At 69.8% G+C, this 19,930-nt stretch carries 15 protein-coding genes; 12 read left to right on the top strand and 3 right to left on the bottom strand.

The window, feature by feature from the left end:
• The first annotated feature begins 110 nt into the window (after window positions 1–110).
• Entirely contained in the window at window positions 111–2,105 is a 1,995-nt protein-coding gene (locus HUA78_RS41145; protein ID WP_141640428.1) for a patatin-like phospholipase family protein, read from the top strand.
• A 131-nt stretch (window positions 2,106–2,236) separates the two neighbouring features.
• Window positions 2,237–3,052, top strand: a complete 816-nt coding sequence (locus HUA78_RS47585) for a flagellar motor protein MotB (RefSeq protein ID WP_141640427.1) — start codon at window positions 2,237–2,239, stop codon at window positions 3,050–3,052.
• Here HUA78_RS47585 and HUA78_RS41155 read toward each other — a convergent pair whose 3' ends face one another.
• On the bottom strand, window positions 3,053–3,577 hold the full coding sequence (locus HUA78_RS41155; protein ID WP_174453851.1) for a hypothetical protein: 525 nt from the start codon (window positions 3,575–3,577) through the stop codon (window positions 3,053–3,055).
• Between the two features lie 192 nt (window positions 3,578–3,769).
• On the opposite strand from HUA78_RS41155, the gene HUA78_RS41160 reads away from it, so the two are divergent.
• A complete protein-coding gene (locus HUA78_RS41160; RefSeq protein WP_174478703.1) occupies window positions 3,770–6,652 on the top strand; it encodes a hypothetical protein in 2,883 nt (960 codons plus the stop codon).
• Window positions 6,653–6,679: 27 nt separating this feature from the next.
• Window positions 6,680–7,873: an OmpP1/FadL family transporter gene (locus HUA78_RS41165; RefSeq protein ID WP_174460669.1), complete on the top strand. Its 1,194-nt coding sequence runs from the start codon at window positions 6,680–6,682 to the stop codon at window positions 7,871–7,873.
• A 111-nt stretch (window positions 7,874–7,984) separates the two neighbouring features.
• Here HUA78_RS41165 and HUA78_RS41170 read toward each other — a convergent pair whose 3' ends face one another.
• Both HUA78_RS41170 and HUA78_RS41175 read right to left on the bottom strand, forming a co-directional pair.
• Entirely contained in the window at window positions 7,985–9,163 is a 1,179-nt protein-coding gene (locus tag HUA78_RS41170) for a cyclic nucleotide-binding domain-containing protein (protein ID WP_174464910.1), read from the bottom strand.
• A 27-nt stretch (window positions 9,164–9,190) separates the two neighbouring features.
• Window positions 9,191–10,405 (bottom strand): cyclic nucleotide-binding domain-containing protein, encoded by a 1,215-nt coding sequence (locus HUA78_RS41175; protein WP_174453848.1) that lies wholly within the window; start codon window positions 10,403–10,405, stop codon window positions 9,191–9,193.
• A 219-nt stretch (window positions 10,406–10,624) separates the two neighbouring features.
• Here HUA78_RS41175 and HUA78_RS41180 point away from each other — a divergent pair, with 219 nt between their 5' ends.
• The 8 genes from HUA78_RS41180 to HUA78_RS41215 all read left to right on the top strand — a co-directional run bounded on the left by HUA78_RS41180 (window position 10,625) and on the right by HUA78_RS41215 (window position 19,796).
• Complete coding sequence (locus HUA78_RS41180) at window positions 10,625–11,977, top strand: hypothetical protein (RefSeq protein WP_174453847.1); 1,353 nt, start codon at window positions 10,625–10,627, stop codon at window positions 11,975–11,977.
• Between the two features lie 12 nt (window positions 11,978–11,989).
• Window positions 11,990–12,619 carry a hypothetical protein gene (locus HUA78_RS41185; RefSeq protein WP_141640421.1) on the top strand — a complete coding sequence of 210 codons (630 nt, stop codon included), beginning with the start codon at window positions 11,990–11,992 and terminating at the stop codon, window positions 12,617–12,619.
• A complete protein-coding gene (locus tag HUA78_RS41190; protein ID WP_174464911.1) occupies window positions 12,616–13,857 on the top strand; it encodes a YncE family protein in 1,242 nt (413 codons plus the stop codon). The genes HUA78_RS41185 and HUA78_RS41190 overlap by 4 nt, the downstream gene beginning before the upstream one ends.
• A complete protein-coding gene (locus HUA78_RS41195; RefSeq protein ID WP_141640419.1) occupies window positions 13,854–14,579 on the top strand; it encodes a c-type cytochrome in 726 nt (241 codons plus the stop codon). The genes HUA78_RS41190 and HUA78_RS41195 overlap by 4 nt, the downstream gene beginning before the upstream one ends.
• 21 nt (window positions 14,580–14,600) lie before the next feature.
• The gene (locus tag HUA78_RS41200; RefSeq protein WP_174478704.1) at window positions 14,601–15,887 is read left to right on the top strand and encodes a DUF1444 family protein; all 1,287 of its coding nucleotides are present in this window, start codon (window positions 14,601–14,603) and stop codon (window positions 15,885–15,887) included.
• A gap of 70 nt (window positions 15,888–15,957) precedes the next feature.
• Window positions 15,958–16,455 (top strand): endonuclease V, encoded by a 498-nt coding sequence (locus HUA78_RS41205; protein ID WP_254624184.1) that lies wholly within the window; start codon window positions 15,958–15,960, stop codon window positions 16,453–16,455.
• 123 nt (window positions 16,456–16,578) lie between these two features.
• Entirely contained in the window at window positions 16,579–18,516 is a 1,938-nt protein-coding gene (locus HUA78_RS41210; protein WP_174478705.1) for a beta-propeller domain-containing protein, read from the top strand.
• 116 nt (window positions 18,517–18,632) lie between these two features.
• Window positions 18,633–19,796 (top strand): alkaline phosphatase PhoX, encoded by a 1,164-nt coding sequence (locus tag HUA78_RS41215; protein ID WP_174464914.1) that lies wholly within the window; start codon window positions 18,633–18,635, stop codon window positions 19,794–19,796.
• Window positions 19,797–19,930: the final 134 nt, after the last annotated feature.

The raw sequence follows: 19,930 nt of genomic DNA on the forward strand, positions 1-19,930 counted from the left end.
CGGGCCCGGACGACTTCCGAAAGGCGACACACAACCTGGGACGGCTGGTGGGCGATAATCTCCAGGCAGCCCGCCACCCCCTCGACGCGTCCCGAAGTGGAGCCACCGCGATGAGCATCAAGTCCCTGCCGTCCTCCACACCGTCTGCCGCACCGCGTCGAACCCCGGAGCCCGTGCAGCCGCAGAAGGCGGAGGCCCCCAAGCCCAACCTGCTCGAGCGGATGGGCCAGGGCCTGCAGAACGTGGCGCGCGCGGCGAACCAGGTGGTGGACCGCTTCGAGGCGAAGCTGCCGGACCTGTCCAAGCTGGGCCTGCCCCAGCTCGCCGGCACCGGCGGCAAGCCCTGGGAGGGCATCACCCTCACCGGCAAGCCGCTCCAGATTCCGCTGAACAAGCTGCTGGACGTGGACCTCGGCGACCTTCGCAAGGTCCTCGAGCGCGTCCTGCCCCCCAAGATTGACGACAAGCAGGGCAAGCAGCTCGTCGAACAGACGAAGGGCTTCCGTGACGCGCTGGGTCAAGTGCGCTCGCTGTCGGCGCAGCTGGACATGCTGCCCTCCACGCATCCGCGCTACGCGCAGGTGAAGGCCGCGCTGGAGAAGGCGGAAGGGGCGCTGACGCAGCAGACGGGCTACACGAAGGCCACCGCGCCGCGCCCGGGCTCGCTCTGGTTGGATCCGCAGTTCCTGGCGAAGGAGCTGCCCAACGGACAGGTCCACGCCAGCCGCTTCCCCACGGGCACGCCGGTGACGAAGCCGCCCGCGGCGCTGGACATCGTCGCGGGGGGCGACGCGAAGAAGGCCGCCGAGTACACGGCCTCCGTCGCCCAGAACCGCGCCGAGGCGGGCATGCCGGTGCAGGGCGGCGAGCCCATGGGCGTGCACCTGAGCCTGGAGGGCGGTGGCGGCAAGGGCAAGCGCTACGCGGCGATGCTGACGGAGATGCGCGAGATGGGCGTGGTGCCGGTGAGCCTGACGGGCACGTCCGCGGGCTCCATCGCCGCCGCGTTCGCCGCCACGGGCGCCACGCCGAAGCAGGTGGAGGACGTGGCCAAGGACCCGCGCCTGGGCAAGCTGTATGACGCCGACCTGGACCTGAACGACGGCGGCCTGCTGGATGGCCAGGCCGCATATGACCTCTTCGACCAGAAGCTGCGCGAGCTGACCGGAATCACGGACCGGCCCGTGACGTTCGCCGACCTCAAGATTCCCCTCCAGCTCGTCGCCGCCAAGGCCTACGACAGCGCCGTCCCCAACGGCGGCTTCAAGAGCGCGCAGGACCGCATCTTCGTCTTCAGCCAGGAGACGACGCCGGACACGCCCGTGGCGCTCGCCATGCGCGCCTCCATGGCCATCCCCGGCGTCTTCGAGCCGGTGCAGGTGGTGGACCCCGTCACCGGCCGGCAGATGCATCTGGTGGACGGTGGCACGCTGGACAACCTGCCCATGGGCTACAACAAGAACGACCTGCCGCAGATTGGCGCGTCGCTCCAGCCGCGCGGCGGCACGCACCCGTCCAACGGCACCGCCCAGCCCAAGCCCTTGCCCACCGGCCAGCTCGACACGGACGACGTGGTGTGGAACGGCTTCAACGGCCTGGCCCTGCTCAAGGACAACGCCACCGAGGCCCAGGACTGGCGCGACAAGGCGAAGCCCGGCGCCAACCAGTTCATGCTCAGCGTCCCCACGTGGAACCTGGACAACCCCAAGCAGGGCAACAGCATCCTGGGCTTCGGCTACGACAACAAGGTGGACCCCATCCTGGATGGGCAGACGCGCGAAGTGACGCGCGACTTCCTGCGCGAGTTCATGGATGACATGAAGGTCCCCGGCTCGCGCGGCACCAACATGGTGACCCAGGTGCCCAAGGACTTGAAGTTCAGCGAGCCTGTCCAGATCTGGGGCGAGAAATTCCAGGTGACGTACAACGGCGGAGACACCGTCGTCGCCACCGCCGCCAATGGCAAACGTCACGAAGTGCGGCTCGGCCAGAAACAGATTGAATCCATGTGGCTGGATGGCCAGGCGTTCAACGACTTCGGCGCGCAGCTGTCTCACTCGCTCAGCGACGTGCGCAGCGTGCGGCCTTCCTGGTTCCCTTTCTGACACACGGTGTGGGGCTTGCGCCCCTGCTGCAAGGTTGAACCTCCAGACACCTTCACGCACCCGGGGCGCCTTGAGGCGCACCTGGGTGCCGTCGTTACGGTGGCTCGCATACATCCCCCTGGGAGGTCTTGATGCAAGCGGAGCGAGGGCGGGCCTGGGTGCCCTGGCTGGTGACGGTGCTGGTGGTGCTGCTGGCGGGCGGAGTGCTGTACCTGGCGCACCGAGGCTCGGCGCAGTCGCAGGCGCAAGCGGAAGAGGCGCGCAAGGCGGCGGACGAGGCCACGGCGCGCGCGCGTGACGCGGAGGCCGCGCGCAAGCAGGCGGAGGAGAAGCTCGCCGCGCTGGAGACGGAGCACGCGAAGCTGTCGTCGGAGAAGGAGCAGCTCAGCACGGAGAAGGAGCAGCTCTCCCAGACGGTGCAGGAGCAGGAGGCGGAGCTGGCCAAGCTCAAGGACACCTATGACGACCTCCAGGACAAGATGAAGTCGGAGATCGCCGAGGGCGCCATCAAGCTGTCCCAAGCCAAGGGCCGCATCCAGGTGGACCTGGTGGACAAGGTGCTCTTCGACTCCGGCGACGCGAGCATCAGCAAGCGCGGCCAGGAGGTCCTCAAGCGGCTGGGCGGCGTACTCGCCAAGGTGGATGACAAGGCCATCCAGGTGTCGGGCCACACGGATGACTCGCCGCCGTCGCAGAAGCTGCAGGCCACCTTCCCCACCAACTGGGAGCTGTCCGTGGCGCGCGCCGTCAACGTGGTGCGCTTCCTGGAGGAGCATGGCGGGGTGCGCTCGCGCCGGATGATCGCCGCGGGCTACGGAGAGACGCGGCCGGTGTCGGCCAACGCCACCCCTCAGGGCCGCGCGCGCAACCGGCGCATCGAGGTGCTGCTGATTCCAGAGCTGCCCGCGAAGAAGGCCGCCCTGAAGACGGCCCGGGACAGCCGCTAGCTACTTCTTCTTCACCGACTCCAACAACTTGCGGAAGGACTTCTCCGAGGCCGCCACCGTCTTCTCCGGGCCCGTCAGCTTGAAGAAGAGGGCGCCCTCGGGGCCTTCCACAATCGCGCCCAGCAGACGGAAGCCGGGCTTCGGCGTGGAGGGGCCCATCATCGGCCCGCCGCCCATGTACGTGCCCTTCACGTCCACCGTCGTCACCGGCATCCCGTTGAGCTTCTCCGCCTTCGTCTTCGCGACCTTGTCCACCGGCTTGCCATCCGCCGTCTGGAACTGGCCCAGCCACCGCTTCACGTTGGCGTCCACCGCGCCGCCCTGCCCCTGCCCGAAGTAGAAGACCGCCAGCTCCCCGCCCTCCGTGTCCCCCTTCGCCGCCGGCAGCTTGTACGTCGCCGCGCGCATCGGCCGCTCGCCCTGCGCCGCCCACTCCGCCGGCGCCGTCCACGCCAGGCCCCCGGCCTCCTCCGCGGACGCCGCCATCGCCATGCACATCACCAGCACACTCAGCAGTCGGTTCATCCGCTCAGCGTACCGGTGATTGGCTCCAGCGCAGTGTGTCAAAGACAGTCTGTGCCACTCCCGCATACGCTGATGCATGAGTGACACGACGCGTCAAGTCCCGTCGCTTCCGGCCAACCCACGGACGTGGTACGCCACGCGACTGTCACCTAGTCCTGAAGTCCAAACCTGGACTCGGAGGGGGTTGTACCCATGAAAAAGGCGTTGTTCCTCGGGGCCCTGGCCCTGGGCACGGTAGCGTGTGATCCAGACATCGCGCAGGACCCACCTCCGAACGCGGCGGATGTCGTCGTGGCGGAGTTCGACCCCTCGGCGTCTCCGGCTGTCGTGCCGTCTCCGAATGACCTGGCCATCGCCAAGTTGCCGGATGGCTCGAACATCGTCGCGGCGCCCATCAACCCGAAGGCGCCGGCAGCCGAGCAGGAGTTCACCCGGGACTACCTCAACACGCTCAATGGCTTCCCGACGTCCGCGATCGCCACCACGCTGGTGAAGGACCTGAACCCGGCGACGGTCAACTCGGACACGGTCAAGGTCATCGACCTCTACGAGGGCACGGAGCTGGCGAAGCCCGTCACGGCGACCATCGGCTACCGCCCGGAGACCAACCAGATCACCGTCATCCCGCCGCAGCCGCAGGGCTGGCCCAAGGGTGGCCGCTACGCGGTGGCCATCATCGGTGGCAAGGATGGCGTGAGGACCAACCAGGACAAGCCCATCATCGCCTCGGCCACCTGGTCCTTCGCCAGCTCGCGCGAGCCGCTCGTCACCTGTCCTGGTCAGGACCTGGCGTCCCCGGACTGCCGCCTCAACACGGAGCTGCTGCCGTCCATCAAGACCGACCCGGCCGAGCGCCTGGCGGACCAGCTCAACAGCGCCAAGCGCCTGGAGCAGCTGCGCCTGGGCTACAAGGACGTCCTCAACGCGGTGTCGGCGAAGTTCTCCGTCAACCGCGACGACATCGTCCTGGCGTGGACCTTCTCCATCCTGAACCAGCCGGAAGCGACGTTCGATCCGAGCACCAGCACCATCCCCTTCCCCAACGACCTGCTGCGCACGCCGAAGACGGCCACGGCGGCGGCGCACCTGAGCCTGCCCGTGCCCCCCACCGCCGGCACGGTGCAGGACCTCATCAAGGGCCTGAACACCCTGGACGGCTGGTCCACGACGGCGACCATCATCTCCGAGAACAGCGCCACCCGCGGCGTCATCGACAATGACGCCAAGCTGGACATGAACACCGTCCGGCTGGGCAAGGAGCTGCTGTTCGTCAAGCTGACTCCGGGCGGAACCACGCCCAAGGTCAAGGTGTGCCTCAACTGCGCCTCCAGCCGGAAGCGCGATGGCAGCGCCGCGGACCCCGCGCCCCAGCAGCTGCAGATCATCCCCGAGGTTCCGCTCGACCCCGCCACCCAGTACGCGGTCATCCTCCTGCGTGGCGCCAAGGACGAAAAGGGCAACTTCGTCGCCGCCACCGGTCCCCAGGCCCTGATGCGCCTGTCGTCGCCGCTGTTCGTCGACGGCAAGAGCCAGGTCGCCGCGGTGCCGGACGGCACCGCCGCCGCGCTGGAGCCCATCCGCGCGGGCATGAAGCCGCTGTTCGACAGCCTGGCCGCGAACTTCAAGATTGAACGCAAGGACGTGCTGCTCGCGTGGACGTTCACCACGCAGAGCACCCACACCGTGCTGGCCCAGCTCAACCAGGCGCCCACCCCGGTGCCCACCACGCCGCTGTACATGGTGGACCAGACGGCCCAGCTCACCGGCGCCATGGACGCCAACGGCCTGGAGCACCCGCACGTGGGCAAGGCCCTGGTCGGCGCGTTCCTGTCGCCCATCCTCCTGGACGACGTCAACGGCGCGCTCAACCCCCTGCGTCCCACGCGCCTGGACCACATCCCGTTCTGGCTGTTCCTGCCCGCCTCGGCGCCTCCGGCCACCGGCTACAAGGTCGTCGTCTTCGGTCACGGCCTGGGCAGCAACCGCACCTCCGTGCTCCCCATCGTCAACAAGCTCAACGAGGCTGGCTACGCGGTGGCCGCCATGGACACCGTGCTCCACGGCGAGCGCACCAGCTGCGCGGGCATCACCGCCGCGTCGGGGCTGGGCTCCATCACCACCCCGGACCAGGCCTGCGCCACCGGCTCCACCTGTGACGTGACGGCCAACAGCCCCACGTACGGCCGCTGCATCTCCGCGTCGCCCAACGCCTGCAACCCGCAGGCGGGTGGCGACCTGGCGTGCCAGGCTGCCGGCCAGGGCGTGTGCAGCGTGACGACGGCCAAGTGCGAGGGCGGCGACTTCCGCCGCGCGTCCGCGTCGTCCCCGCCGCTCGTCTCCAGCTGGAACTTCCTCAACCTCACCAACCTGTTCGCCACGCGCGACAACTTCCGCCACCACGTGGTGGACTTCTCGCAGCTCACCCGCGTGCTGGCCAGCGACGGCCTGCGCACGCAGCTGGGCACCGTCGTCCCGGGCGCCACGCTCAACGCCGCCACGGTGGACTACGTGGGTCAGAGCCTGGGCGGCTTCCAGGGCGCCCTGTCCGCGTCCGTCAACACGCGCGTGCGCCGCACCGTCCTCAACGTCCCGGGCGGTGACCTGGTGGACACCCTCCTGACGTCCGTCAACCCGACGTTCGTCGCCCGCCGCGAGGGCTTCCTGGGCTTCCTGGAGTCCGTGGGCCGCGTCTCCGGCACCCCGGCCTTCGACGAGTTCATCGTCCTGGCTCGCACCATCCTGGACCCGGCCGCTCCTCGCAACTACGCCTGGAAGCTGGAGAACCTGGAGGGGGCTCACGCCGAGCGCGAGGCGTTCATCCAGTACATCAAGGGTGACGAGGTGATTCCGAACCCCGTGACGGAAGGGCTCGTCTCCGCGGCCAACCGCGACAGCACCCGCACCGTGCAGAGCTTCATGGCGACAGTCGACCTGCTGCCCACGCAGACGCGCCACGCGTTCCTGCTCATCTCCGACCCGTCTGACCCGGGCAACCCGTTCCTGAAGTCCGTGCGCGACACGGCTCAGGCCCAGGTCGTCAACTTCTTCAACACGGGCGACGCGGCCACTCCGTAACGGACAGGACTCAGGGGAATGACTCACATGAAGAAGACACTGTCCCTCGTAGCGCTGCTGGCCGCGGGTTCCTCCCAGGCCGCCGGCTTCCAGATCAACACCCAGAGCGCCCGCTCCACGGGCATGGGCAACGCGGCGGCCGCGTGGCTGGACGACTCGTCCGCCATCTACTCGAACGCCGCGAACATCCTGGGTGTGAACAAGCTGGACGTGCAGATTGGCGACACCGGCATCCTCCCCGGCATCAAGTTCACCCCGGTGAACGGAACCGAGCAGGGCCAGAAGACGACGCTGTCGCCTCCTCCGCACCTGTTCGCCGTGTACAAGCCCTTCGACCGCTTCGCGGTCGGCGTGGGCGTGTACACGCCGTTCGGCGCGAACAGCCGCTGGGTGGATGACTTCGTGGGCCGCTTCAAGGCCCAGGAGTCGGCCATGGCCGTCTACAACATCAACCCCACCGCGGCGTACCAGCTCCACGAGCGGTTCCGCGTCGGCGCGGGTCTGAACATCTACCGCGGCACGCTGGAGCTCAAGCGCGCGCTGGGCTTCGTCGAAAGCGAAGGCCAGGTGCACCTGGGCGGCGCGTCGTGGGGCGTGGGCTACAACCTGGGCGTGCAGGCGGTGCTGCTGCCCAAGTACATCACCATGGGCCTGCACTACCGCAGCTCCGCGGACCTGACCTTCAAGGGCAACGCGGACTTCCAGAACGTGCCCGCGGAGTTCCAGTCGCGTCTGCCGGACGGTCCGGTGGAAGGTGACGTCACGCTGCCCGCGACGGTGGCGTGGGGTCTGGCTGTCACCCCGTTGGAGAACCTGACGATTGCGTTCGACGCCAACTGGGTGGACTGGTCCTCGTTCCAGGAGCTCGCCATCGAGTTCCCGGAGAACCCGGCCATCAACAACCCGCTGCCCAAGCGCTGGCGCGCCAAGTGGAACTACCACCTGGGTGCCGAGTACGGCGTGACGCCCGCTCTCCAGGTCCGCGCCGGCCTCATCCTGGACCCGGCTCCGGGTCCTGGCGGCACGCTGACCCCGGACCTCCCGGACGCGGACCGCTTCGGCGTCTCCGTGGGCGCGGGTTACCGTTGGAACTCGCTGCGCGCGGACTTCGGCTACCAGTTCGTCAGCCTGGCCGACAACGAGAGCTCCGCGCCGGGCATCTCCGGCACGTACAACGGCTCCGCGCACGTGTTCGGTCTGACGCTCGGCTACTCGATGTAGTCGGCTGACACCTCCGGCCCGCCTCACCGCGAGCCGGAAGTCCCAAACGCCCGGGTCTCCCTCATGGGAGCCCGGGCGTTGTCATTTCCAGGGCACGCACCACGGCCCGGCTCAGACGCGCAAATCCCCGTCGTGCAGCACGCGGCCGGAGGCCAGCACGCGCGCGGAGTTCTGCAGCCGCTCCGTGCCCATGCGCATGAGCAGCCCCTTCATGCCGGGCTGGCTGAGCAGGTGCTTCTCGAAGGCGGCGCGCGGCAGCCGCAGCACCACGCCCTTCACGTCCGCGCGCACCGTCGCGGACACCGGCTTGTCCAAGAGCAGGGAGATTTCACCAAACACATCCCCCTCTCGCAGCTCCGTGAGCGGCATGCGCCGCCCACCCGGCTGCTCCAGCCACGGCGTGCACCGGCCCCGCAGCAACACGTAGAAGGCATCCCCCGGCTGGCCCTGCGCCAGCAGCACCTCGTCGGGCGCCACCGCGCGCAGCATGAAGTCGTGGGAGAGCGCCGCCTTCTGCTCCGCCGTGAGCCGACTGAGCAGCGGATTGCTGCGCAGCAGGTTGTCCACCAGTCGCCGTCGGTAGAAGTCCTCCAGCACCTCGCCCACGCCCGGGTGACGCACGGCCACCGCCGTCAGGCTCGCGCGCGTCAGCTCCAGCAGCACGGCGCGCTCGGTGGCCACCACGCTGGCCAGCCTGGGCCCTTCGGACACCAATGCCAGCTCTCCGAAGAAGTCCCCGGGCACCACCGTGCCCACCACGCCGCGCGCACCGTCCTCCAGCGCGCGCACCACCTCCGCGCGGCCCTCCACCAGCGCGAACATGGACGCGCCCGCCGCGCCCTCCTCCACCACCGACTGGCCCGGGAAGAAAGCGCGCACCTCCAGCACGCCCACCAGCGCCACGAAGTCCTCGCGGCTCAACCGGGAGAACAGCGGCACGGGGCGCTCCGCGACAACCCCCGGACAATGGGCGAAGCGCTCGGCCAGCGCCCGCGCGCACCGCAGCTTCGCGGCGTCGGAGGCGCCCAGCCGGGACAGGGCGACACACGCGGCCACCGCGCGCAGGGGCTCCTCCACCTTCGCCCATGCCAGCGCCGCCGTCTCGTGGGCCGCCGCGGCGTCGGCCGTCCGGCCCAGCCACTCCAGCAACTCCGCCACCCGCTGGCGCACGTCCGCGTCGTCAGGGGAGGACTTCAAGAGGCCCTGGTATTCCCCCAGCGCCTCCTCCAGCTTCCCCTGGCTCGCGAGCTCCACGGCCCGCGCCTTCCCCACGCCACGCATGTCCGCCATCCCGCCATCCTACCGCCACCCCGGGTCCTAGGCGCTCAGCGCGCGCACCCGCTCCGCCAGGTTGTGGGTGAACAGCCGGTAGATGCGCAGCGCCGCGGCCTCGTGCGTGGCCAGGTAGTGCTGGAAGTCCGCGCGAGTCACCCTCAGTGCCCGGACGGCCGAGCGTGAGCGCACGTGCGCGGACGTGGGACCATCCAGGATGAGGCTGATTTCCCCCAGCCACGCGCCCGGCCCCAGCGTGTTGAGCCGGCGAGCGTCCAGGCCCGGACCACTGGACACGTCCACCGTGCCCTCCAGCAGCACCAGGAGTCCCGTGCCCCGCGCGCCCTTCTCCAGCACCGTGGTGTCCTCGGGGATGGCCACCTGCTGCGCCATGCGGAACAAGTCCTTCAGGTCCTCCAGCGCCAGCTCGCCGAAGATGGGGATGGCCTTGAGGTACTCGTACCCGTCGGGCGCGGCGCTCGCCCGCTCCGTGACGGGCGCGGACTCGTGGGACGAGGACGTGCCGTCCCCCAGGCCCAGGTGACGCAAGAGGCGCAGGTGCTCCGCCTGGAGCACCTCGTCCGCGCGCGCGTCCGCGGACTCCTGCCGCGCATCCGCCAGCAGCACCAGGGCGCGCCAGGATTCGCCCTGCTCGTCGAGCAGCGCGCACATGCGCAGCACCGCCTCGCGCCGCCGAGGATGCTCGGGCGGCACGCCGCGCAGCGCCTCCAGCTCCGCGTGCGCGTAGCCCAGCGCGTGGTACAGCTCCGCGGCCTCCAGCGGACGCTGCAGTCGGGTGAGGCACTGGGCCATGGACTCGCGCGCGTCGAGCGCGCGGTACAGCTCCAGGGCCCGCTCCAGCGCACCCGCGCTCTCGAAGGCCGCCGCCGCGCGCGCCTTCTCACCCGCGCGCAGCCACGCCTCGGCCGCCAGCATCAACGCGCCCGCCTGCTCGTGCAGCGCCGCGGCCTGCGCGTCCGCGCCATGGGCTTCCAGGAGACGGGCCGCGCCCGCGAAGTCCCGGGCGCGCCGCAGCACGTCCACCAGGGCCGAGCGCGCCTGGGCAGGCACGTTCCCGGACTCCTCCAGCACCCGCTCACGTTGCACCGGCGACAGGTCCTCGTAGGCCCGCACCGCCACATCCACCGCTGCCTGCATCAGCGCCTCCCACACCGCACGGCCCGGGCCTCCCACGGGCACACTCCATCCCTTGGCGCCCTCGTCCAGAATGAGGTCGGACACCTTCGCGGCCCCCGCCATGTCGTGCTCCCCCCTGCGACTCAGTCTCCCGCGTCCGTAGCAGACCGGCCGCCAGGAGGCGAGCCCCCCGCACCCCCGGCGTGGAAGTGGTGGATGCAGGACTCCGCGCATGTGGCGAAGCGCCACACCCGTCCATCCAAGGCCCGCCGCTATATGTCGGCCGTCCAGGCGTTATCGTCCGGGATGGGCCGCCCCCCATACCCCCTTGGAGCCCGAATCATGACGACTCGCCACATGCGCCGCTGGAGCCTGTTCGTCACCCTGTGGGTCCTGGGTGTCGGAGGGACGGCGCGAGCGCACGCGGGCCTGCCGGAGACCTCCAACGTCACCCTCCGCCGAGGTCACCCGGAGGATTTCTTCCTGGGCGCGACGTTCGGCGCGGTGATTTCGCGCGACAGCGGGAAGACCTTCCGGTGGATATGCCCGACGGCCATGGGCTACGGCGGATGGAGCCCCAACGCCTACCTGTGGCGCGAGGCGGGCGACATCGTGGCGGCCACCGGCAGCGCGCTCCTGCGCTCGCCCGACGGCGGCTGCGTATGGAACACCCACCCCTACTTCAAGGAGACCTGGGTGGCGGGGCTGGCCGCGCATCCCACCGACGACCGCATCCTCTACGTCGTCACCTCCCGCCACGGCAGGCCCAACGGCGTCTATCGCTCCTACGACGGGGGTGAGACGTGGGCCCCCTCGCCGCTCATGCGCCTGGGCCTGGTGCTCAACGCGGTGCGCGTGTCCCCAGCCAACCCCCAGCGCCTCTACGTGAGCGGCAAGAACGCGGAGAACCAGCTGCTGCTCTTTCGCAGCGATGACGCGGGCGAGACCTGGACCGAGGTGGCCCACCCGCTGCCGGAGCTGATGCTGCCGTATGACCTGCTCGTGGAGACGGCGGACCCGACGTCCGCGGACGTGCTGTGGGCGCGCGTGTCCGCCCAGGGCGCCACGTACCTGCTGCGCAGCGACGACGCGGGCCAGACGCTGAACATCGTCTCCACCATCAACGACGTCTTCATCAACATGGAGCTGTCCGCCGACGGGAAGACGGCGTGGGTGGGCACCCTCAACCACTTCTTCCGGGGCCCCTCCACCGGCCCGCTGCAGATGCTCTCTCTGCCCACGGGCAACGCGTGCGTGCTGCGCGACGGGCAGACGCTCTACGGCTGCGGCTCCACCTGGCTGCATGACTGGGCGCTGGCGCGCAGCACCGACGAGGGCGACACCTGGCAGCCCCTGTTCGGCCTCTACGAAATCCAGGGCACGCACCACTGCCCGAAGGGCACCCCCGTGAGAGACTTGTGCCCCAGCCAGTGGCCGCAGCTCGCGGAGCAGCTCGGCGCGCCGCTCTACCCGGAAGGGCCCCCCGGGGAGCCCGACGAGGACGCGGGCACTCCCGGGGACGCGGGCACTCCCGAGGATGCCGGCACCCCCGAGGACGCGGGCTCCACTCCCAAACCATTGCCTACCCCCAAGGGCTCGGGCGGATGCGGGGCCATGGGTGGGAACATGGTGCCCGTCCTGCTGTTGCTCTCCACCCTCACCCTGCTGCGCCGTGGTCGGCGGCGCCAGAACTGAACAGGTCCCCTCATGAAGCCCCTTTCGCGAAAGCCGCTCTGGACCTCCTCCCTGGTCGCCCTGCTCTCCCTGACGGCCACGGCCTGTGGCGACGACGGGGAGCCTGAGTCGAAGTGCGGCGAGCCCCTCTACGGCGGTGACGCCACCGACGAGGCGTGGCGCTCCCTCGTCGACGCGAAGGACCAGCCCGCGGACAGCACGGAGGCCGCGCAGCTCGCGCTGCCCACGACGGGCACCACGTACTCGGTCAACGACGCGCCGCCGAAGTGGACGTGGGCCTCGTCCCTGGCCAGCGCGCTGCCCCGCCCCGTGTCCCCCGCGAGCCCCTTCGACACGGCCCGCTCCATGCTCGCGCGCGTCGGCGAGTGGGTGCTGCCCACCGCCCATGCGCACCTGCCGCCCTTCACCGGCGACATCCACTGGGTGCAAGTCACCGTGCCCGGCCGCGAGTGCCCGGTGGAGATGCTCACGTCGAACCTGGAGTGGCAGCTCGACGCCGCGACCTGGGACACGCTCAAGGCGAGCGCGGGACAGGACCTCTCCGTCCAGGTGGTGAGCGCGTACCTGCTCCAGAACCGCATCACCGAGGGCCCCTACCGTCTGGCCCAGCCCGTCACCATCCGCATCCAGGAGGCACCATGAGGCACGCGTGGGTCTGCGCGCTGGGGCTCGCCTTCGCGGCCTGCAGCGACGACTCGAGTCCCTTCGATGGCGTGAAGCCGCCCGAAGGCCTCGAGTATGCGCATCCGGAGCCGTGGGTGACGGGCACGGGCGTGCCGCCTCCCGGGCCCGGTGGACGCGTCATCATCACCAACAGCCTGGACGACACGCTGAGCCTGCTGGAGCTAGAGGGCGCGACGACCCCGGGCTGGCGCGAGCTGGCGCGCGTGCCGGTGGGACTCAACCCGGTGGAGCTGGAAGGGCCGCACCACACCGCCGTGTCGCCGGACGGGAGCCACTACTACGTCGGCATCTCCAACTACGTGCCGGGCGGAGGCTCCGGTCCTCACGGCGCGCACGGCAGCGGCGCGGATGATGGCTACTGCCTGAAGCTGGACGCGAGCGACAACCGGCTGGTGGGCTCGGTGCGCGTGGACCCCAACCCCGGCGACGTCATCGTCAGCAAGGACGGGAACACGCTGTACCAGACGCACTTCGACACGCTGAAAATCGCGGAGGTGGCGCGTCGCGGCGGCACCGAACGGGAGATGTACGCGCGGCTGGCCATCATCGACGCGAAGACGATGACTCGCAAAGCCATGGTGGACGTGTGCCCCGCGCCGCACGCCATCCGGCTGTCCGCCGACGAGCGCACGGCTTACATCGCCTGCTGGTCGGACGAGGTGGCCATCGTCGACCTCTCCGCGCCCACCACGGAGGCCCCTCGCGTGAAGGTGGCCAACAACGCGGGCACCGCCACGGCGCCACGGCACCAGCCCTACGCGCTGACGATGTCGCCCACCACGGGAGATGTCTTCGTCAGCTCGATGAGCAGCCGCGAGGTGCAGGTGCTCGAGGCGCGTACGCACGCCATGAACGCGGCCCGGACGATTCGCCTCGCGGGCTCGCCGATGTTCGGTGACATCAGCGCGGACGGGGCGACGCTGTACATGCCGTATCAAGGCGTGGAGGCCCTGGCCGTCATCGACACGGCCACGGGCTTCATCCGTCGCGAGGTGGACCTGGCGCCCGCGGGCTGTCTCAACGCACACCAGGCGAAGCTGACTCCGGACGAGAGCCACGCGCTGGTCGTCTGCGAGGGAGACCACGTGCGTCCTGGAACGCTGCACTCGGTGAATCTGGCGCAGGGCACTGTCGTGAACACGGTGCGGGTCGGCATCTTTCCCGACTCGGTGAGCATCCTGCGGGGGCAGCCATGAGCCACACGGCCTGGAAGGTGCTGCCCTTCGTGGCGCTCGTCACCCTCGCGTCGGCATGCGGTGACGATGCGAAGCCGGTGAACGCGGCGGAGTACGGAGAGCTGCTGTTCCGCGACGCGCGCTTCTCGGAGAGCCAGTTCAACGACTTCTCCTGCGCGACGTGCCACGCGACGACGCCCACGCCGCTGAACGGGCGGATGGACTCCGGCTACACGCTCTACAACGTGGCCTCGCGCCCCCACTGGTGGGGCGGCTACGAGACGAACCTGCTGGACGCGGTGAACTTCTGCTACGTCAGCTTCATGCGCGGCGTGCAGAAGCTGCCCGAGGACTCTCCGCAGAGCCGCGCGCTGTATGAGTATCTGGTGAGCATCAGCCCGGATGCCCAGGCCCCCGCGCTGCCCTACACGGTGGTGAAGGACATCCAGGAGGTCCCTCGCGGCAGCCTGGAGCGCGGACAGGTGGTGTATCAAGCCGCGTGTCAGGAGTGTCACGGCGCGCTTCACACCGGCGAGGGGCGGCTGACGGAGATGGCCTCCATCCTCCCGGAAGTGACACATGACTACGATGAACTCTTTCCAGGGATTCCTCACTCACTCGTCGTCATCGAGAAGGTGAGACACGGCCAGTTCTTCCACATTGGCGGCAACATGCCCGCGTACAGCCTGGAATCCCTCTCAGACGCGGATATGGGAGCACTGCTCACGTACCTGGGGCTGTAGTGCTGTAGTAAGGAAGCCCGCATGGGTTTCTGGAAGAAGCTTTTCGGTCTGGCGAAGGCGGGCTCGGAGTCATCCGCGAGCCCGCCCGAGACGGTGAGCCCGCGCGAGTACCTGTGGCGCGAGATGGAGGCGGCGCTGAAGGCCGTCCCCACGGTGACGGAAGTGACGCGGCTGCCGGATGACTACGGCCTGCGGTTCTTGAAGAACGGGGAAGCCGTCCAGATGTACCTGGACAACCTCTTCGCGGAGACGCGCGAGGTGTCTCCCGACGAACGCGCCCAGCAAATCGGCCGCTTCCTGTCGGCCTTCGCCGGGGAGAGCAGGGACAAGCTCTCGTGGAAGGAGGCGCGGAAGAGGCTGCTGCCCGTGGTGCGCTCGGCGACGTTCGGCCTGATGGCGCCACCGGGAGAGTCCCGCCCGCGCCCCATGGTGGAGCGCCGCACCATCCCCTTCCTGCGCGAGCTGCTGGTGTTGGACCTGCCCGACGCCACCATGTACGTGCAGCACGACCACCTGAAGGAGTGGGGCGTCTCCGAAGCGAAGGCCTTCAAGTCCGCCTTCGCCAACCTGGACCGCATCCACGCGTCCGGCGTGGAGCTCCAAGAAGAGAATCCGAGCCCGATGTGGTCCGTGGACTCCAATGACACCTATGAGGCCTCTCGCCTGCTGCACCCGGGCTTCCTCGCGTCCTTCACCCCCCGCGTGAATGGCCGCCCCATCGCCATCATCCCCACGCGCTCCACGCTCGTCATCGCGGGTGACGGGGACCCGGCCCTGCTCAAGCGACTGTGCACGCTCGCCGAGCGCGAACACGAAGCCAGCACTCGCGGCATCTCCCCCGCGCTCTACACCGTGGACGACGCCGGGCACGTGGTGCCCTACCGGCTCGCCGGCAACGACGAGTTCGCGCAGTTGGTGCGCCGGGGCCACCTGCGCCTCGCGATGGGCGAGTACGCCACCCAGAAGCAGTTGCTGGAGGCCCAGCACGCGGCGGAAGACGTGGATGTGTTCGTCGCCAGCTTCGGCGTCCTGGTCCGCGAGCAGGACAACCGGCCCATCAGCTGGTCCAGTTGGAGCAAGGACGTGGACACGCTGCTGCCGGTGACGGACGTGGTGGCCATCCAGGCGGGCGAGGAGGACTTCTTCATGGTCGCCTACCCCGACGTGACGCGGATCGCCTCCAGATACCTCTCGTTCATGCCGGAGCTGTGGCCGCCGCGCTACCGCACCATCGCGTGGCCTTCGAACGCGGTGCTCAACGAGCTGCGCGCCGCCCAGGTGGACCTGGCGGCGTACACGGGCGACTGAGGCCCTTTCGCGCGACGTCAGCCGACCGAACGCCTCCGCGTCCGCCGGAGGCCGTGCTCCCGAGGAGATGATGATGCTCGCCTGCGTGGATGTGGACTACCGCGATGACGTCACCGTGGCCGCGTGCGTCGTGTTTCGCGACTGGGCCGATGCCTCGGAGGCCGCGCACCACGTGGACCGGGGCCCTCCCGCGGCGGCCTATGAGCCCGGCCAGTTCTACCGCCGCGAGTTGCCTCACCTGCTGCGCGTGCTCGCCCTGGTGCCGGAGCCGCTGGAGGCCATCATCGTCGACGGCTACGTCTGGCTGGGACAGGACAAGCCGGGCCTGGGCGCGCACCTGTACGAGGCGCTCGGCCGCGCGGTGCCCGTCATCGGCGTGGCCAAGACGGCCTTCCACTCCAGCGACGTCGCCCTGCCCGTGCTGCGCGGCCAGAGCCAGCGGCCCCTCTTCGTCAGCGCCGTGGGCCTGGGCTCCACCACCGCCGCCGAGCTCGTCCAGCGCATGCACGGCCCCTCCCGGCTGCCCACCCTGCTGGGCCGCGTGGACCGGCTGTGCCGCGAGTCGTGAGCCCGCTTCACCCCTGACACGCGCGTCGCGCTTACTCGCCATCCAGGCAGCCGTGGGGGGAGGCTTCCCTCGGAGGAAGGAGCCCATACCCCTGGTATGCGCCTTGCTCTGGGACTGGACCCCATGCGTCCACCCCGCCTCCAAAGACATCACTTCCTCGCGGGCCTGTTGCTCGTCCTCGTCGTCTCGGCCTGTCCCGCGAAGCGCCGACCGATGACCCGTGAGGAAGCCGCGGCCATCACCTTCACGCGGCTGGAGCGCTTCGGGTCGGAGCAGGCGTTCGACGAACACGCGAAGCTGCTCCTGGCGATTCGCGATTCCCTGTCCACGGGCGGAGGCCCCGTCGTCGGCTGTGGCGGCGCCAGCTCCGACCCGGTCTCTCCTCCGCCCGCGCCTGGGACGGATGAGCCCTCCATCACCAACAACCAGGAGGCTGGCGTCGACGAGGGCGACATCGTCAAGGCCGTGGGGGACTGGTTCGTGGTGCTGCGCCGGGGCCGGCTCTTCACCGTGAGACAGACGGAGGGCGCGTTGGAGCCGGTGAGCCAGGTGGACGCCCACGCGCCGGGCTTCAGCCGCGGCACCTGGTACGACGAGATGCTCGTGTATGGCCGTCGCATCATCGTCATCGGCTACAGCTACGCCGAGTACTCCACGGAGATTGGCCTGTTCCGCATGGATGACGCGGGAGTGCTCACCCACGAGGGCACGCACTTCATGCACTCCGGCGACTACTACTCCAGCCGCAACTACGCGAGCCGGCTGGTGGACGGCACCCTCGTCTTCTACATGCCGTACTACCTGAGCCTGGGTTGGAATAGCGCCTCGGTGGACCAGATGGAGCTTCCGTCCACGCATGGCTGGCTGCGCGGCGACGACACGTCGCCACGGCGGCCCCTCCTCTCGCGCGGCGACGTCTTCAAGCCCGTGCAGACGACGCTGTGGCCCATCCTGCACACGGTGGTGCGCTGTGATTTGGACGCCCCCGGGTTCACCTGCACCGCGACCGCGCTGATGGCGCCGCACGCGCGGACCTTCTACGTGTCTCGCGACGCGGTGTATCTCTGGGTCAACCCGGGCTACGAGTCGTGGACGGTAGAGGGTGAGCGGACCGACTCGAAGACGCCGCGTGACTCCGTGGTGTACCGGCTGCCGTTGGACGGAGGCGAGCCTGGGGCCCTGCGCGCGCGCGGCGGCCCGGTGGACCAGTTCTCCTTCCGGCAGAACGAGGATGGACATCTGGATGCGCTGCTCGTGGCCACGGGCAAGGGCGATTCGATGTGGGGCCCCGAGCTGACCCCGGGCGACGGCCGCTTCGCGCTGCTGCGCGCGCCGCTGGACGCGTTCTCCCTGGAGCTGACCAGCCTTCGCCCCGAGGACTTCACCACGCTCCCCGGCCCCCAGGAGGGCACGCTCCAGAATCGCTTCGTGGGCAACCACGTGCTGTGGGGCTCGGGCGAGGCATACGACGACAGCACCACCGCGGGCGAGCGCGCGGTCTGGGTGACGGACGTGCGCGCGCCCTGGGATGTCCATCGCTTGTCCCTGGGCCACACGGTGACGCGACTGGAGCCGCTGGGCGCGGGCGGCGCGCTGGTGGTGGGTGAGAACACGCTGGGCCTGCGCCTCACCACCGTGGCGCTCGGGGAAGGCGGGCCCGAGCTGAAAGGCACGCTGCTGCGCCCCGGCGCCGAGCAGGGCGAGTCGCGCAGCCATGGCTTCTTCTTCAAGCCGGACGGCTCGGGGGGCGGGGTGATGGGGCTCCCGCTGCGGTTCCAGGGTGGGGCCTGGAGTTCGCTGCGCTACGGCTCCGCGGAGGTGTCCTTCGTGCGGGTGGACCCGGAGTTGGAGCTGACGACGCTGGGCTCGCTGGGCGCTTCGGTGGAGACGGGCGACGACGCGTGCACGAAATCGTGCACGGACTGGTACGGCAACGCGCGCCCCATCTTCTACCGGGAGCGCATCTTCGCGTTGATGGGTTACGAGTTGGTGGAGGCCCACATCACCGAGCGCGCCGTGGAGGAGTCCTTCCGCGTGAGCTACCTGCAACCGGGCCGCTGAGCCCGGCTGCCTGGGGTGGAGGGAGGCACCACGCGGGATGACACGGGCGCGGTGCCCACCGGAGCGTGACTCCGAAGCGCTTCCCCTGAGGCGGGACCTGCGAGACAACGCGGGCCATGCACCGCCGTCACTTCCTGCGATTCTCCGCCCTGGGGGGCAGCACGCTGGCCCTGGGGAGCCTCGGCTTCTGGCGCAACGTGTACGCCGCGCCAGCCACACCGAGCGTCGGCGCGGGCCCCTACGGGCCGCTGGCGGACAGCCCGGATGCCCAGGGGCTTCGGCTGCCGCGCGGCTTCACGTCCCGCGTCATTGCCCGGAGTGGGGACGTGGTGCCGGGCACGGATTACGCGTGGCACATGGCCCCGGATGGGGGCGCCTGCTTCGCCCAGCCGGATGGCGGTTGGATTTATGCGTGCAACAGCGAGACGACACCGGATGGCGGTGTGTCCTCGGTGCGCTTCGACGCGAAGGGCAACGTCACGGGCGCCTGGCGCATCCTCTCCGGCACCCACGTCAACTGCGCGGGAGGCCCCACGCCCTGGGGGACCTGGCTGTCCTGCGAGGAGCACCCGAGGGGGCTCGTCTGGGAGTGTGAGCCTTCACGACCGGGACAGGGCGTCGCGCGGCCCGCGTTGGGAGCGTTCACGCACGAAGCGGTGGCGGTGGACCCGATTGGCCGGCGGCTGTACCTCACGGAGGACACGCCCACGGGGCGGCTCTACCGCTTCACCTCGGCGAAGTGGCCCTCGCTCGAGGAGGGCACGTTGGAGGCGGCTCGCGTGATGGGAGACCCTCGCACGGGAGTGAAGGTGCAGTGGGTGCCCGTGTCGCCCCAGGCTCCGGCAGCGATGCAGGCGGCGGGGAGGGAGACCACCGCGTTCCCGGGTGGTGAGGGCTGCTGGTACGACGGCGGCGTGGTGTACTTCACCACGAAGCACGACAACCGCGTGTGGGCGCTCACGCCGCTGACGGGCCGGCTGGAGGTGCTGTACGACGCGGCCACGTATCCGAACGCGCCCCTGCGCGGCGTGGACAACGTCACCGTGTCGCGGGCGAGGGAGTTGTTCATCTGCGAGGACGGAGATGACTTGCAGATGTGCCTGCTCACGCCGGACCGGAAGGTGACGCCGTTCCTCCAGGTGATGGGGCACGCGGGTTCGGAGCTGGCGGGCGCGGCGTTCAGCCCGGATGGCAAGCGGCTGTACTTCAGCTCCCAGCGCGGCTCGGACAGGCGCGGGGTGACGTACGAAGTGAAGGGCCCCTTCCGCGCCCGTGGCTAGGGGACCGTGGCAGCAAGCCCCCGAGACGGCTCGTCAGACGTGATGGGACAGCCCTCCTTCAGAGCCCGCGTGTCGGATGGTGACCGGGCGGACGAGCGTTCCTCTGGAAACCTCCCCCTCCGGAGGCATACCTT

The organism is Myxococcus sp. CA033 (genome assembly GCF_013336625.1).
Lineage (GTDB): Bacteria > Myxococcota > Myxococcia > Myxococcales > Myxococcaceae > Myxococcus > Myxococcus llanfairpwllgwyngyllgogerychwyrndrobwllllantysiliogogogochensis.

Coding starts and splice junctions, on each gene's coding strand:
- HUA78_RS41145 (WP_141640428.1), top strand. CDS start 111: ATGAGCATCAAGTCCCTGCCGTCCTCCACACCGTCTGCCGCACCGCGT.
- HUA78_RS47585 (WP_141640427.1), top strand. CDS start 2,237: ATGCAAGCGGAGCGAGGGCGGGCCTGGGTGCCCTGGCTGGTGACGGTG.
- HUA78_RS41155 (WP_174453851.1), bottom strand. CDS start 3,577: ATGAACCGACTGCTGAGTGTGCTGGTGATGTGCATGGCGATGGCGGCG.
- HUA78_RS41160 (WP_174478703.1), top strand. CDS start 3,770: ATGAAAAAGGCGTTGTTCCTCGGGGCCCTGGCCCTGGGCACGGTAGCG.
- HUA78_RS41165 (WP_174460669.1), top strand. CDS start 6,680: ATGAAGAAGACACTGTCCCTCGTAGCGCTGCTGGCCGCGGGTTCCTCC.
- HUA78_RS41170 (WP_174464910.1), bottom strand. CDS start 9,163: ATGGCGGACATGCGTGGCGTGGGGAAGGCGCGGGCCGTGGAGCTCGCG.
- HUA78_RS41175 (WP_174453848.1), bottom strand. CDS start 10,405: ATGGCGGGGGCCGCGAAGGTGTCCGACCTCATTCTGGACGAGGGCGCC.
- HUA78_RS41180 (WP_174453847.1), top strand. CDS start 10,625: ATGACGACTCGCCACATGCGCCGCTGGAGCCTGTTCGTCACCCTGTGG.
- HUA78_RS41185 (WP_141640421.1), top strand. CDS start 11,990: ATGAAGCCCCTTTCGCGAAAGCCGCTCTGGACCTCCTCCCTGGTCGCC.
- HUA78_RS41190 (WP_174464911.1), top strand. CDS start 12,616: ATGAGGCACGCGTGGGTCTGCGCGCTGGGGCTCGCCTTCGCGGCCTGC.
- HUA78_RS41195 (WP_141640419.1), top strand. CDS start 13,854: ATGAGCCACACGGCCTGGAAGGTGCTGCCCTTCGTGGCGCTCGTCACC.
- HUA78_RS41200 (WP_174478704.1), top strand. CDS start 14,601: ATGGGTTTCTGGAAGAAGCTTTTCGGTCTGGCGAAGGCGGGCTCGGAG.
- HUA78_RS41205 (WP_254624184.1), top strand. CDS start 15,958: ATGATGCTCGCCTGCGTGGATGTGGACTACCGCGATGACGTCACCGTG.
- HUA78_RS41210 (WP_174478705.1), top strand. CDS start 16,579: ATGCGTCCACCCCGCCTCCAAAGACATCACTTCCTCGCGGGCCTGTTG.
- HUA78_RS41215 (WP_174464914.1), top strand. CDS start 18,633: ATGCACCGCCGTCACTTCCTGCGATTCTCCGCCCTGGGGGGCAGCACG.